The organism is Cupriavidus sp. D39 (assembly GCF_026627925.1).
GTDB lineage: Bacteria > Pseudomonadota > Gammaproteobacteria > Burkholderiales > Burkholderiaceae > Cupriavidus > Cupriavidus ulmosensis.
This window is the reverse complement of sequence record NZ_JAPNLE010000004.1, coordinates 1-13353: the sequence shown is the minus strand read 5'-3', so window position 1 is coordinate 13353 and position 13353 is coordinate 1. Positions and strand designations below refer to the sequence as shown.

The window sequence follows — 13353 nt, the reverse complement described above, 5'->3', positions numbered from 1 at the left end:
TCCGTTCACCGGCGAAGATCAGTGGTTCGCAGCAAAGCCCGCGACCGTCAAGGTCAAGGTCCGCCCGCTGAAGAAACTCAAGGATGCCGCGCTGTAACGAAGCAACCGTACCGGCCTGAAAGCAAGGGAGCCCGCGTGGCTCCCTTATCTTATGGTTGCAGCCCAACTATCGGGATTGAAGCGTAGAGGCGAATGCATAGTGTCGAGATCGGACCGACGGCTCAGTTCGGCCATGAGGCGTCATGCGTTCGCGTCCTCGATCGGACATTCAGACGTCTGCTTCGCTCTGCAATCCGTTGTTGGATTCCGCAAGGCGAGCGTCGCGCGGTTACCTATATGGTTACGCGCGGGCAAACGCTGGTATGGCCGCTCAACTATTTCGAAACGGTTATTTTCTCGTGCAACATGCGAATGAGGGCGTTCAGACAGAAGCGGGGTAGACCTTCGCCATCAACGCTTTGTCGAACCACGTGGCGAAGGACGTTGCGGCATTGAGCGCGGCGTTCAGCTTGTCCGCGCTGACGTGCACCGTCGGCGGCATGAGCCAGCTTTTAGGGTCCATGTCGAGGTGAGAAAGGGTCCGCAGCTCGTCCTCGCTGGCGAAGAACGGCCGGGCCGGGCCACCTCTGTGCTCCGGGTGGTTCGGCCGGTTCGACGTCACGGAGAGCTGGTGCTGGATGGCGTTGCGCGTGAGCACGATCTCCTCGAGAAACGGGACCGGCACGGGGCCGTCGGAGAACCGGACACCACGGACCTTGGTGAAGATGGTGTTGTAGCCGCGCACCCAGCCCTTCCGGAAGAGCTTTTTGCGAACCTCGTCATCCAGGTCCCGGCCCGTCCCGTAGAGCACGTCGCACGTGTGGAGGTAGGCATGCAACGCCGAGCTGAGCATGCACAGGCACGCATGACCCAGGACGTCGACGGAATCACGTGCTTCGAGGAACTCCGCCAGAAATGGGGGCTCCCCGTCGTCGAAAAAGGGTGGATCGTCGAACGGCGGTTCGTCCGCCTCGATCTTGCGCTGCGTTTCGACGAACGGTGCGGAAGCACCTGCGTAGAGCTTGCGGATGAACGCCACGCGCTGCTCGAAAAACCAACCCACGTCCATGACACCCCCGACCGTTTTGTTGTGGAGTAGGAGGACCGGTGCCACGGCGACGCCGGCCCCCGGCTGCTGTTACGCCGCCATGCCATTCTTCTTCGCGTACTCGTCGAGGAACGCCTCGATCGCATGCCAACGGGGAAAGCCTCCTGGACTGCTTCGGCGGTGACCGCGCCGGTGTCGAGAAGACGGGTGAGTCCGTCTTCCCAGCGCAGCAGGCGGTGGGCGGTCAGGAACTCGTCGACCTCCTTCAGCTTCTTCAGTGCGCCGACGTCGTGACCGCTCGCCAGGAACAGGTTGGGAATCGAGGTGTCCCCATCGTTCGTCGCGATCGTCACCATGGATGCGATGGCGATGACCCGTGCCAGCAGGTTTTCCTCGTCTTGCATCCCACCGTTGCGCGCGGTCCCCATGAACACGTCGGTGACGTCCACGCCGTACGTGCCGCTGATCAGCAGCACGTCGTCGCTGTACTCGATCAGCCGTTCGGCGCGGGTGTACCCCGGGTGGTAAATCATCCTGCGGTAGCCCTGCGCGTAGGCGCTCTCAAGCGACGGGAGGAAGGGCAGTTGGCGGATCGGCTCCGGTACGTCCCAATCCTTCGAGGGGTGGAACGGTGACGAGGCATGATCCGGGCCGCGGGCCCGCAGTGTTCGGTCAGGGCCAGCGACGCCGCCACCAGCTCGACGCCCGCGTGATCCTTGATGTCCGCCGCCCCGAACAGCAGGAGGCCGTTCGTGCGTTCCGCCAGGGCGTCGCGCAGCGGGTTGAGGAGGGCAGTGGGGAGCGCGTCGGTGGTGGCCGTGGTCGGCATCAGCTCGATCGTGGGCCACGGACGGGCGAACGGGGTGCGACCTTCCAGCTCGCCATCGTCGGTCACCACACCGATCAACGCCGTCTCCTCGTCGGTATGGTTGGGGCGTGACGCCACCATCAGCCGGACGTCCTCGTGGAGCGTGTCCGGGGTGGGCGTGTCGAGCAGAACCGCGACGCGATGGCCGGAGGTCAGGGCGTGCAGGCAGGCCGTTTCCAACCGGTCGGCCGCGTCGTTCCACGACTGCTGGTCAAGTTGCAGCGGACCGACCACGAGCAGCGTGCCGCTCGGAACCCGATCCAGCCCGGCGGACCAAAGGCCGTAGTCGCCCAGGTCGATGCTGCCGGCCCACCGGTTTCCGGCGCGTTCGGCGTAGATCAGAGCGCCGTCGGTGACGTCCTCGTACGCTTCCAGCAGAGCGTCGATCGCGTCCTGCGACGTCGTGACGTACACGCCGGGAACGGGACCCGTCGGCCAAATGTGGGGTGCGCTCCGGGTGACGACAGCGCCGGGGGCGAGAGCGCTTCAAGGAGTTCCTGCGGCGACATGTCCACCGCAAAGCGCTTCTTCAGGCGGAACGCTAGGCGGCTGGTCGAGGTGGTGTCCAGCTCGGTGGCGGCGACCCGATCCGGGAACGCCAACACTTCGGGCCAGTTACGAAGCCCGGGGAGCGCCGCGATGAGATCGAGCGACTGGCCGTGACCGAGGGAAGGATGCGAGGGCTGCAAAAGGCCGCGGACGAGCCCGGCCAGCAGCTTCAACTGCTGAGTGTCCATTGCTTTCTCCAGGGCGGCAAATCCGGTGCACGCTTTGCGGGCCGCCCATCGAAAACAACGACTATGGAATGGGGTAGGTGCCTTCAAACATCGTCTTCGTCATGCCCCGAAGGGCGCGTGCGGCAGGCGACGACAGCCTGCCGCAACTATATCAGGAATACAGGGTCGTTAGGCACAGGTCGATGAAGCCGTCATAGGCCGCGACAAAACGCTTCCGTCTGAGGTTGAGCAGCTTCGCATCCTCGACGTCCTGTTCGGTTCGGTGCCGACGAAGATGTTCGCCACCCCGATCATCGTGGCATCGCGCCCTACGAACGTGGTGCGGTCCGTCAGGCCGTCGTACAGTCGAGACACGGCTTTGTAAAGGGTTGACCTCTACCTCTATCCGCCCAAACGGGACGGGTCATGGCGGGCACCGGGCGACCGACAGCCGACGAGTTTAGCCTGGCGATAAAGCGCCTGCTCACCGCGCCGTGGGGAGCCCCTCCCATTCGGTGGTGTATAGCGCTGATCAACCGGCGCTCGATTTTCGCGCCCGGGGGCCTTCTTTCAGTTACGATCACCGGTTCCCCAACACCACCGCATGCCATGCTGAAACGCTTCGTCGTTGCTTTCGCGATCGCAGCCTCCGCGTCCGCCATGGGCGCCCCGGCCAGCGACAGCGCGAACCTGAAACCAGCCCATTCGACGGCGTTTGCCGAAGGGCTGTACGCCGTGCCGGCATCCGGTGCAAAGCCCGCGAGCACCGCCGTCATCGCCCCGGCGACGCCAGCCAGCACCGTGCTGGCACCGACACCGGCCCCGGCAGTCGTTCAAGCATCCGAGCCAGCAGCGACCTCCCAGCCGGCGACCCCGCACGAGGCGTCGAGCGCGGCGGCGAGCAAGCCCGACGAATCGAAGTGGGGCAGTTTGAGCGATCGAGCAGTGGCGATCGGCACCGCAATCTTGGCCGTGTTCACGTTCTTCTTATGGTGGTCGACGCGCGGTCTTTTGGCTGAAGCGAAAAGCGCCGGAAAGACGGCGGAGACGTCCGCGAAATCGGCCCTGGCGAGCGCGGAAGCGGCGGTCGAAAGCGTGCGGGCCATGACCGCCTCCGAGCAGCCGCGGTGGCTTGTGACCGAGATGAGCATGAAGCTCAACCCGATCGTGCAGATTGAGCCGAGGTGGTCAGGCGGTGTGCGAGTCGTTCTGCGCAACATCGGCCGCTCGCCCGCGGAGGTGACCGGCACGGCGATCGCCGTCGCGATCGGCGAGCTGCCGCCGGTGCCCGACTATTCCACAGCCAGTAAGACCCTGGCCGATAGTTTTGGCGGCACGGTGCTTCCGGGACAGGACTCTCAGCCGATCATTCAAACGTTTGGGCCGTCGATCGGTCTGGACGAAGCGCGCGTCCGCGCCATCAACAGCGGGGAGCCGATGTGGGTGTACGGCTACATCGAGTACCGGGACTACCTCGACCGTCCATGGGTGAAGGGCTTCATCGGTCAGGTGACATCGAGCGTAACCTGGTTCCCGTTCAACGGCGGCCCTGACGAACACCGTGGCGGCGGCAACTTCCAGCCGGCGGCGATGGGCCGAGGGGTCGACGCCTACACGTACATGCGATTGCAAGACGATCACGCGTGACGCGCCATCGACAAGGAGAACCTTGTGTCCAGCCTGACCTCGCGCGATCGACGCCGCCTTGAACCGTTCCTCAACATGGGCGGCGGCTACGTGCTCAACTTCGTCGATCGAACGTTAAACGAGTTCTTCCAGGAGCACGTCGGGCTCAACATCGACGAACCGAAGTACCTGTTTCGAGGCACGTCCAAAGCCAACCGGATGCGCGCGTTCTGGGAGCTGGAATCCGACCACACGGTGGCCAAGGCGCTCGATGCCCTGATCGAGTGGGGTGAGGAGTTCAAGTGCCTGCCGGACGACCCGCAACAGCGGTCCGACGTCGAAGCGATCATCGCGCGGCTGAAACTGAGCAGCCCGGTCCCCGAGGTCGACGCCTTCACCGCGAGCGTCAACGCGTTGGACTTCACGGCCGCGGCCAAGCACATCCGGGCAGCGATCGACGCCAACGAACCGGCGACCGCCCTGGATCGGGTGCACGTCTTTCTGATGAAGTTCCTTCGCACGCTTTGCGAACAACGGGGCATCACGGTCTCGCGCGAGAAGCCTTTGCACAGCCTGATGGGCGAGTACATCAAGCACCTGCGGGCGGCGGGCCATCTGGAAAGCGAGATGACCGAACGCATCCTCAAGACCAGCATCTCGAACCTTGAAGCGATGAACACGGTGCGCAACGAGCAGAGCCTGGCGCACGACAACCCCATGCTGAACCACGACGAGGCCGTGCTGATCGTCAGCCACATCGGCGGCCTCGTGCGTTTCCTGAAAACCATCGAAGCGAAGATCCAGGCAGGACAACCATGACCACACAGAAGAGCGCCAAGCGCGGCGAGTTCAACCCCAACTGGCCTGTACCCGACGACTACCTGCTGGAACTGGGCCGTATGGTCAGCGTGTGGGGTCCCTGGAATCGACGACCGCCTTGGCGATCGCGAAGCTGGCAGGCTACGACTCGCCGACTGACCCCCGCGCGTTGACGATGGTGGTGCACAGCAACTTCCAGCAGCGCGTGGACATCGTAAGCGCCCTGTGCGGGCAGCTCGTGGAAGAGTACCCGCACCTGAAGGATCACGAGAGCGTCGTCAAAAAGATCCGGGCGGCCCAGACGGGGCGCAACAAATACGCGCACAACGCGCTGTCGCTGGATGAGGACGGGCAGGTGCACATCGCGTACATGTCCGCCCGCGGCACCTTCAAGACCAACGTCGAGATCGTGCGCGTGACCGAAATCAAGGAGGTCACCGCCAAAATCCACGAAGCGGTCGTTGCGTTGCACGGGCTGATCACCAACACCGTGTCCAAGCCCATGTGGGAGCGCTGACGTTCAGCCGGCGTGTGACGTGCGCGACATGCGTCGGCCACGCAGCCGGTTCATTTCGGCCCAGATGTTGTCGTCCGGCCGTTCGATGCTGTTGAGACGCACGTAGTCGACGTCCTCCCAGAACCCCACGATCGCCTCGACGAACCGGTCGAGCAGCTCGCGCGGCAACACCGCCTGCTCGAAGGACGGAGGCGGAGGAGGACCCATCGGCGGATCGTCGGTGGGCAACGCCAACTGCGCGGACGACCAGTTGGGCCACAGCTCCGGGTTCCCGGGTGGTGGCCCAGTGTTCGATGTCCGCGTCCAGCGCCGCAAGCGTAGGCTTGGCCACGTCCTTCAGGAACGCGCGGGTCCAATGGCGGTGGATGCCGATCTGAACGTCGGCGAAGTTGGTCGCCCACCTGTGGGTGTCAATGGTCCTCATAGCCGTTTGCGTAGGCGAAGAAATCTGAGGGTTCGTCGCCACCAGGTCAGCGTCGGATAAGGACTCGGGAGGTCACGAAAACGGGCGAGGCTACGTGGTCGGTTGAGGTACAACCGGAGTCCATTGTTAGCGGTGCGCGGGTCCGTTTCGCCAAAGATGTCATCGAAGTCGGCGTATTCCAGCGTGTCGCGGCAACGCCTGGGCCAAGTGGCGAAGGCGTGAACGATGACAGCGGAGTGTGGCTCAATACCGCTGGTCCGCTGCTCGCGCGGCGCGGCGACTTCCTGGTAGGAGGACGGCTGGTGAAACTGATGCCCTTGGAGCGCCACGTAAAACCGATGGCGCCAGTCCTCCTCGTGGTCCTCCACGATCCTCCGGTGTACGCCCACGCGAATCTTCTTTTTCAGCGCCTTGTACGTCTCGATGTTGCGCGCGGCGGTCAGCCATCCAAGACGGTCTGCTGGCACAGGGGCAATCTGGGACCCGTCGACCGTCAATGCGTTGTAGGCGCGTTCCAATGCACGCACGGCTTGATCTAGCAGGGCGGCGCTCTTCTGGTAGCGCAGCGGCCACGTGATCGCAAACACCGAGATGACTGCGGCCACCGACGCGACCTTGACGTCGGTCAGCGGAAATACGGCAGCATCGACAACCGGCCATGTTCGGCTGAGCCAAGCCATCATGGTCGGTCCCCGGCCGGCATCGACGGCACCTGCAACGCGACCGGCGCCAGGTCGACGGTGAGCCGGTACTCCATGAGCTGGACGTTCGGCGCTACCTTCGCGGCGTATTTCAGCTTGTCGGAAATCGAGTTGGCCACGATCACCCCGGACACGGTCTTGCCCTTAGCCAGGTGCGTGTCGATCCAGCCCATGTAGCGCTGGACCTGACCGAGCGCAGCGTCCGGGCCCCGTCCCAGCTTCAGCTCGAACACCACAAAGTTCTTCGCTTCGTCATGAAAAACCAAATCCGCCGGTCCGCAGTCGGTCTGGTACTCGACGCCATCCCGCCCGTCGTCACCGACGAAGAGGGTGAGCGGTGCACCGTGACCCGGCAGGGTCGGTGGGTTGCGCGCGAGGTAGTCGCGCAGGTGGCTTTCTAGGGCGAACGCGCCACCCCCGAAACCGTCGTCGACGGGTTCCACGGCGTCGATGTCGGAAGCAGCATCCCCGTCCTCGGAGGTGTCCTCGAACCGACGCACGGCCAGGCCTTCGGGCGTCTCCTCGATCGCCCACAACCCGTGCTTCGCCGGGTCGTACCACGTGACCTTGCCCCGGCCGGTGGCGAACAGGAAATCGTACCGGCCGTTGGCCAGGCGGGGCTTCTTGTTCTCCGGGTAGCCGACGCGCCCGAACCGGTTCACGGTGCAGATGGCGATCTGGCAGGCGATCGACGCTTCGTTCAGATCGGGGTACTCGCGCAGCAGGAGCTGCTTGATTTCCGCGTTGCTGGTCTCGCGGCCCAAGGGGGCCACGGCATCACGGATCAGTTGCCAGATCGGCGGCCGGGTCGGGGTGGTGCTCATGTTCGGTCCCTCGCGTTGGTAACGTCGCCCGTGCGTTGCGACGGGTAGAGGACACGATTGATACCACGGCGCAACGACCGGGCACCAGCAGAAAGTAGTTGCTCTCCCGCCGAGGCGAAGGGGCGCGGTAGCGGGAGGGCCATCGCCTCCGGCGAGGTTTTCGCCCCGTGCCACCGCACCCCTTCGCCTTGCAACATCGGGTTACGCCAGCACCTCGTCCACCACCCGAGGCGCAGCGGGCGCGATCGCACGCGACATCTCTGGCACCTGACGGAGCAGGTTCAGCGCGAAGGAGCGGTGGCCGCCGCTCCATTGTTTCCCGCGGCGGCGCAAGAAGCTCCACCTGTCCGGCGATTCAAGCAGGGCTTTCACCCGCTCGTGGTCCACCGAGTTCTTCGCCCGGACGCCCAGAGGAAGCGTCCACCCAATTCCCCGGCCGTCACGTCCAGCGGGGCCGTCGGCCATGCACGGCACGAGGAGCAGCCGGTCGTCCGGGTCGAAGGTGTAAATCCCTTGCTTGCGGCCGTCGGCGTTCCTTTCGTTGCGCGCGCGGCACGCACACCGCAAAACGAAGGAAAATATTGAGGTCAAGCATCGCTTGATGGAAGTGGTACTGTGAGCCGCTCATCGGTCTGAATGCATTGCGCGATGTCTTCCAGACGTGCGCCGAGGGGAAGGAACTTCCTGGCCGTCGGTCATGCCAGTGGCCGTTACTCCTCGAGAGCCGCCGTTTTCTGGAGGACGCAACGAACGTCTCAGAAGGGTCGACAAGAGCCGAACGGGCCGCGGTTGCCGTTCCTGCCGTAGGCGGCATCGCTGTAGACGTTGAAGGGCATTCTGTCGGATGAACCACGGGGGTTGATGACCCAAAGCTCACCGAGAGCGCCCATTCCATGCCGATGATGAGCGCTCATCACATGGCCCCGACAAACGACAAAGCGCCTCGACATCTCACGATGTCGGGCCGCTCTTCGTAAGGCTCGATGCGCCTCAGGCGGCGAACAGCAGATCCTCCTGATAGGCGGCAGCATGACTCCATGCCAATTGAGCATCCTTGGGTAGGTCCGCATAGTCGTAAGCGAGTCGCCTGCACCGTCTGTACTGCAAAGTAGAGTGGCTCCAAAGTAGTTCCCATTACTATTTGATGGGAACTACTTTGTCACAGTCACAGGAAGTGCCAGTCGCTGGCAGTCGCAAAGGTCGGCCGAATCATAGCGAGGAATTCAAGCGGCGGTTGGCAGCCGCTGCATGTGAGCCGGGCATCTCGGTATCGAAGTTGGCGCGCGAGCACGGTATCAACGCGAACATGCTGTTCACGTGGCGCCGAAGCTATCGAGCGCAACAGCGGCAGGAAGCTGCGGTGTTGTTGCCGGTGACCGTTGAACAACCAGACCCGCGCCCGGCTCCGAGGCCAGTGAGTTCGGCGGCAGCGGCTTGCGAGCCGGCGACGCCGAACGGCGCCATCGAGATCCGTTTGGGCCGGGCGGTGATTCGCATCGAAGGCGCGGTCGACGCGACCACGTTGCGCACCGTACTGGATCGGTTGACGCCATGATCGGGTTGCCGGCGGGAACACGCATCTGGATCGCTGCAGGCGTGACCGATATGCGCTCCGGATTCAATGGGCTGGCCGCGAAGGTTGAGGCGACTCTGCAGGAGAGCCCATTCTCCGGCCATGTCTTCGTCTTCCGCGGCAGGCGAGGCAATGTCATCAAAGTCCTGTGGTCGACGGGCGATGGGCTGTGCTTGCTCTCGAAGCGCCTGGAGCGCGGACGCTTCGTCTGGCCACAGGCCGACAGCGGCAAGATCCACCTGACGCAAGCGCAGTTGTCGATGCTACTGGAGGGGATTAACTGGAAGCAGCCCGAACGCACCTGGCCTCCACTGTCGGTGTTGTAAACCTTGCGGCATGTGCGTAAACTGCGCGCATGCCAATCGATCCCAGCGATCTCCCCGACGACATTGAGGCCCTGAAGGCCTTGGTGTTGGCACAGCGGGAATCGATCGCACTCATGGAACGGGCCTTGGCGGTCCGCTCCATGGAGATCGAGCAGCTCAATCTGCAGCTCTCCAAGCTAAGGCGGATGCAGTTCGGCCAGAAGTCCGAGAAGCTGGACCGACAGATCGAACAGCTCGAGACCCGACTGGAAGATCTGCTGGCAGAAGAAGGTGCGGCCGAAACCGAAGCCGCCCCGGATGCAACCCTCCCACCCGGAAGAAAGCGGTACGCAAGCCGTTTCCGGAGCATCTGGAGCGCGAAGTTCGCATTCTCGAACCCGAGGATAGGGCCTGCCCGGAGTGTGGCGGCGAGCTTAAGCCGCTGGGCGAGGACATCTCGGAGCAGCTCGACATCATCAACAGCGCGTTCCGGGTGATCCGGCAGGTCCGACGCAAGCAGGCCTGCGCCTGTTGCGATTGCATCGTCCAGGCCGCGTCGCCGAGTCGGCCGATCGAGCGTGGTATCGCCACGGCGGGGCTACTCGCCCACATTCTGGTCAGCAAATATGCTGATCACCAACCGCTGTACCGCCAAGCCGCGATTTACGCCCGGCAGGGAGTGGAGCTGGACCGCACGACGATGGCCCGTGGGGTTGGGGCTTGCGGTGCTCTGGTGCGGCCGCTGGTGGAGGCCTTGCGCCGATACGTGATGATGCCCGGCAAGGTGCACGCGGACGACACACCGCTGCCGGTGCTCGCGCCAGGTAAAGGCCAGACCAAGACGGGACGGCTATGGGCCTACGTACGAGACGATCGCGCGTCGGGATCGGACGCTGCGCCTGCGGTCTGGTTCGCCTACACGCCAAATCGCCAGGGCCTGCACCCCCAAGCTCATCTGGCTAGCTTCCGCGGCATCCTGCAGGCCGACGCGTATGCGGGCTTCAACGCCATCTTTACGGATGGCAGCGTACGCGAAGCCGCTTGCATGGCTCATGCGCGACGAAAAATACACGACTTGCATGCTCGCAAGGCGACGCCGACCACCACGGAGGCGTTGCGACGAATCGGCGAACTCTATGCCATCGAAGCGGAAATCCGGGGCAAGCTACCCGAAGTGCGCCAACAGGTGCGGCAGCAAAGATCTCGCCCCCTGCTGGACGGCCTCGAGGTGTGGTTACGAGAGCGGTTGTTGACACTCTCGACCCAATCAGAAACCACCAAAGCCATCAACTACATGCTCAACCAGTGGCAGGCCTTGGTCTACTACTGTGATGATGGCCTGGCAGAAATTGACAACAACATCGCCGAGAATGCGCTGCGCGGTGTCGCGTTAGGCCGGAAGAATTTTTTATTCGCCGGTGCCGACAGTGGCGGTGAGCGTGCCGCTGCCATGTACTCGCTCATCGGGTCTTGCAAACTCAACGGCATCGATCCCGAAGCCTATCTGCGTCACGTCCTGACCCACATTGCCGACCATCCGGTCAATCGGATCGACGAACTCATGCCCTGGAAGGTCGCTGACCAACTCCAATACGCCGCCTGACCTCATACGCTATTCCTAGCGCGCAGTCACCACGGCCCTGCCGACTCGCTTACGCATAGTCAACGGCGAGCGACCTCAAACGGCCAAGGTCATACTCAAGCGTCAGCCCCAACCGGTCCTTGAACGCGGTGCGGCGACAAACCACATCGTGCTCGGCGCGTTGCGCGTGGGAGAGGGTCAGAACCCCATACTGCAAGTACCAGCGGTATCCCGTCGTCACCTGGCCAGGCTCAACGCCGCGGTCATGCATTGCCAGCAACCCCGCTAGCTCAAAATCCTCCAGGAGCGATGCGGACTCGATGTCTACCGAGAATTGCTGCTCGGTGGGCATCTTCCAAATGACCCGGCCCGCCGCCGTAGTGGCCAGCTCCGGTGCACAGGGCGAATCCGCAGTCATCGCTTCGAGGAACGGATCCCGCATGCCGGTCCAATCAGCGCTTGGCGCCAGTTCGTCCCAGCTATTCCCAACGAACAGGAAGCGCGGGGCCGGCATCGGCGTGATGGCGACAGGCGCCACCTCCGGTATATCGAAACGTATGCCCCGCTCGAAGACGTCACGCCGGTCAGCCCAGCAGGCGAACGGCTTCGCGACGCCGTTGAGCGACTGCATGGCGTCGATCGCGACGATCATCTCCGGGGGCAGCAACTCGAACCGCGGCCGCTCACCTGCTCTGGCGGCACGGGCCTGTTCGTCGAAGTCGATCTGCAGCATATAGCGGAACAACTCGCGCAACATGGATGGACTGTAGTATCGGGCTGGATCTTGATGTAACCCTCACGGATTGTCCGCCCAATCCAGTGCCGGCGTGACCAATCGAACCGGGTGTTCCGGATAAATTGGTTGAGCCGGTGCAGGCCTGAAGCGTAGGCGTAGCGCTCGTCGTAGGCAATCATGTTGGCGAGGCTCTTGTCCTCCGCCATCTGGCAAACATGGCACCCCAGGCGAGCGCCGCATTTGCCTGTCGGCGGCCACCAGACCCGGCAAGGATGGCGTCGGCCACAACGGCGCACGAGGTTCCGACAGAATGGGCGTACAGCCGCTTGGTTTCCTCGAAGTCCGAGTAGCCAGGAAGTTGGCCGCTGCCGTATAGGGCAATGGCCTCCCACACATCGTCCACCCCGAAATGGGCGATCGGGCTGAGGACCAACTCGCCATCACGGTTGCGCACAGGCACCTGATCCGACTCGCCGCGCGCCTTCATCTTCGCGGCTCGCCGATCGCCTTCATCGTAGCGAGTGCCAAGGCACGTCACAGGCTCTGCCATGCCGCGGTCCGCCACATCACGGAACAGCCTTCGCCGCAACGCCCGCTGTGGCAAGATCTTGAGGTCCGTGCTGCAGTCGCCGTGGGCACCAGGGAAGCTCGGTAACGCGCGGCCGGACAGCACTTTCACCTGGAAGGTAGCGCACAATCCTGGCCGCGCATTGCCCGTGGTAACGGAAAAGCCATGCGCTATGCCGAACGCCCGCATGCGGTGCAGTTCCTGCGCGAAGTGTTGTGTGACTTCCGGGGACTCCACGAGGGTGTCGCCGGTCGTGGCGATGACCACCGGGCGGCCGCCGGCGGCGCGATACTGCAGCGCGGCGTGAAGGACGATCGCCGCTACAACGCTACTGTCCTTGCCCCCGCTAAACGCGAGAAACAACGGATGGCCTGCGCGGAACAGCCCGACGACCACAGCAACGGCGCGCTCGATCTTCTTTTCGACGGGCTCGAAGGCCCTTGGGGAAACAAGTCGATGGTTTGGGTCATGCTGGCCTCATAAGGTTGGGAGGTGGCCAGCTGCCTGAGGGCGGCGCTGGACACCCTGCGGGAAACGAGAGAAAGAGATTGAAGGTGCCAGCTAGGCACAGGGAGTTGGAAGTCGCTCAGCGGGTAGCTAGCCGGGCTGCGTCGCGGTCTTCCGCCAGCAGCCATTGCACGAGCCACCCGATCCTCTTGGCGGAGCATGCGGCGGGCCATTGCTCACCGGGTTCGCCGGCGAAGAACCGTCCCGCAACGTCGCCATCTGTGACGCCGACCGCGGCCATCAGCGGCTGCAGGGCGGCGTCCAGATCGGCCACCAGTGCCGCGGCATCCAGCATGGCTAGGGACACCGCTGCGGACATCGGTCGGCAGCGTGGCTGAGGGTCCTGAAAGGTAGGAGATGGGTCGCGTTTCATATGGAAATTGGGCAAAAAATGGCGCCCCCGAAGGAGCGCCAAGCGGTTGAACGAGATCGAGCCTAGAGCAGGCTGGGTGCAGCGGGCTGTTTCGCGTGGCACTCAACGACCAAGCGCGCAGGCGAAG

At 63.7% G+C, this 13353-nt stretch carries 17 protein-coding genes and 2 pseudogenes; 9 read left to right on the top strand and 10 right to left on the bottom strand.

Translation table 11 applies throughout. From position 1 onward, the window contains the following. Positions 1–97 (top strand): annotated as a pseudogene (locus tag OMK73_RS03510) (DNA-binding protein); the annotation flags it as partial. Positions 98–421: 324 nt separating this feature from the next. Here OMK73_RS03510 and OMK73_RS03505 read toward each other — a convergent pair. Beyond that, positions 422–1108: a hypothetical protein gene (locus OMK73_RS03505; RefSeq protein WP_267600778.1), complete on the bottom strand. Its 687-nt coding sequence runs from the start codon at positions 1106–1108 to the stop codon at positions 422–424. 303 nt (positions 1109–1411) lie between these two features. Here OMK73_RS03505 and OMK73_RS03500 point away from each other — a divergent pair, with 303 nt between their 5' ends. Continuing rightward, positions 1412–1615 (top strand): hypothetical protein, encoded by a 204-nt coding sequence (locus OMK73_RS03500; RefSeq protein WP_267600777.1) that lies wholly within the window; start codon positions 1412–1414, stop codon positions 1613–1615. 1 nt (position 1616) lies between these two features. On the opposite strand, the gene OMK73_RS03495 is transcribed toward OMK73_RS03500, so the two are convergent. Both OMK73_RS03495 and OMK73_RS03490 read right to left on the bottom strand, forming a co-directional pair. Beyond that, complete coding sequence (locus OMK73_RS03495) at positions 1617–2369, bottom strand: hypothetical protein (protein ID WP_267600776.1); 753 nt, start codon at positions 2367–2369, stop codon at positions 1617–1619. Further along, a complete protein-coding gene (locus OMK73_RS03490; protein WP_267600775.1) occupies positions 2294–2692 on the bottom strand; it encodes a hypothetical protein in 399 nt (132 codons plus the stop codon). Before OMK73_RS03490 ends, OMK73_RS03495 begins: the two co-directional genes overlap by 76 nt. A 588-nt stretch (positions 2693–3280) precedes the next feature. Here OMK73_RS03490 and OMK73_RS03485 point away from each other — a divergent pair. The 3 genes from OMK73_RS03485 to OMK73_RS03475 all read left to right on the top strand — a co-directional run bounded on the left by OMK73_RS03485 (position 3281) and on the right by OMK73_RS03475 (position 5633). Continuing rightward, on the top strand, positions 3281–4318 hold the full coding sequence (locus OMK73_RS03485; protein ID WP_267600774.1) for a hypothetical protein: 1038 nt from the start codon (positions 3281–3283) through the stop codon (positions 4316–4318). Between the two features lie 24 nt (positions 4319–4342). Next, the gene (locus OMK73_RS03480; protein WP_267600773.1) at positions 4343–5116 is read left to right on the top strand and encodes an abortive infection family protein; all 774 of its coding nucleotides are present in this window, start codon (positions 4343–4345) and stop codon (positions 5114–5116) included. A gap of 118 nt (positions 5117–5234) precedes the next feature. Then, on the top strand, positions 5235–5633 hold the full coding sequence (locus OMK73_RS03475) for a hypothetical protein (RefSeq protein WP_267600772.1): 399 nt from the start codon (positions 5235–5237) through the stop codon (positions 5631–5633). A gap of 3 nt (positions 5634–5636) precedes the next feature. Here OMK73_RS03475 and OMK73_RS03470 read toward each other — a convergent pair whose 3' ends face one another. The 4 genes from OMK73_RS03470 to OMK73_RS03455 form a co-directional block, all read right to left on the bottom strand. Further along, entirely contained in the window at positions 5637–5861 is a 225-nt protein-coding gene (locus OMK73_RS03470) for a hypothetical protein (RefSeq protein WP_267600771.1), read from the bottom strand. 192 nt (positions 5862–6053) lie between these two features. Then, on the bottom strand, positions 6054–6740 hold the full coding sequence (locus OMK73_RS03465; RefSeq protein WP_267600770.1) for a hypothetical protein: 687 nt from the start codon (positions 6738–6740) through the stop codon (positions 6054–6056). Further along, positions 6737–7582, bottom strand: coding sequence for an endonuclease NucS domain-containing protein (locus OMK73_RS03460; RefSeq protein ID WP_267600769.1), 846 nt, complete (start codon positions 7580–7582; stop codon positions 6737–6739). Before OMK73_RS03460 ends, OMK73_RS03465 begins: the two co-directional genes overlap by 4 nt. 201 nt (positions 7583–7783) lie before the next feature. Continuing rightward, the gene (locus OMK73_RS03455) at positions 7784–8173 is read right to left on the bottom strand and encodes a hypothetical protein (RefSeq protein ID WP_267600768.1); all 390 of its coding nucleotides are present in this window, start codon (positions 8171–8173) and stop codon (positions 7784–7786) included. A gap of 553 nt (positions 8174–8726) precedes the next feature. Here OMK73_RS03455 and tnpA point away from each other — a divergent pair. The 3 genes and pseudogenes from tnpA to tnpC all read left to right on the top strand — a co-directional run bounded on the left by tnpA (position 8727) and on the right by tnpC (position 11063). After that, entirely contained in the window at positions 8727–9137 is a 411-nt protein-coding gene (gene tnpA, locus OMK73_RS03450) for an IS66-like element accessory protein TnpA (RefSeq protein ID WP_267600767.1), read from the top strand. Next, positions 9134–9481, top strand: a complete 348-nt coding sequence (gene tnpB / locus OMK73_RS03445; protein WP_267600764.1) for an IS66 family insertion sequence element accessory protein TnpB — start codon at positions 9134–9136, stop codon at positions 9479–9481. Before tnpA ends, tnpB begins: the two co-directional genes overlap by 4 nt. Before the next feature lie 29 nt (positions 9482–9510). After that, a pseudogene (gene tnpC / locus OMK73_RS03440) lies at positions 9511–11063 on the top strand (IS66 family transposase). A gap of 49 nt (positions 11064–11112) precedes the next feature. Here the strand turns inward: tnpC and OMK73_RS03435 are convergent. After that, entirely contained in the window at positions 11113–11799 is a 687-nt protein-coding gene (locus OMK73_RS03435; protein ID WP_267600761.1) for a hypothetical protein, read from the bottom strand. 154 nt (positions 11800–11953) lie between these two features. Beyond that, positions 11954–12535 carry a hypothetical protein gene (locus tag OMK73_RS03430; RefSeq protein ID WP_267600759.1) on the bottom strand — a complete coding sequence of 194 codons (582 nt, stop codon included), beginning with the start codon at positions 12533–12535 and terminating at the stop codon, positions 11954–11956. On the opposite strand from OMK73_RS03430, the gene OMK73_RS03425 reads away from it, so the two are divergent. Then, positions 12512–12829, top strand: a complete 318-nt coding sequence (locus OMK73_RS03425; RefSeq protein ID WP_267600758.1) for a hypothetical protein — start codon at positions 12512–12514, stop codon at positions 12827–12829. The genes OMK73_RS03430 and OMK73_RS03425 overlap by 24 nt on opposite strands. A gap of 103 nt (positions 12830–12932) precedes the next feature. Here the strand turns inward: OMK73_RS03425 and OMK73_RS03420 are convergent, their stop codons facing one another. After that, on the bottom strand, positions 12933–13148 hold the full coding sequence (locus OMK73_RS03420; protein WP_267600757.1) for a hypothetical protein: 216 nt from the start codon (positions 13146–13148) through the stop codon (positions 12933–12935). Between the last annotated feature and the right edge of the window lie 205 nt (positions 13149–13353).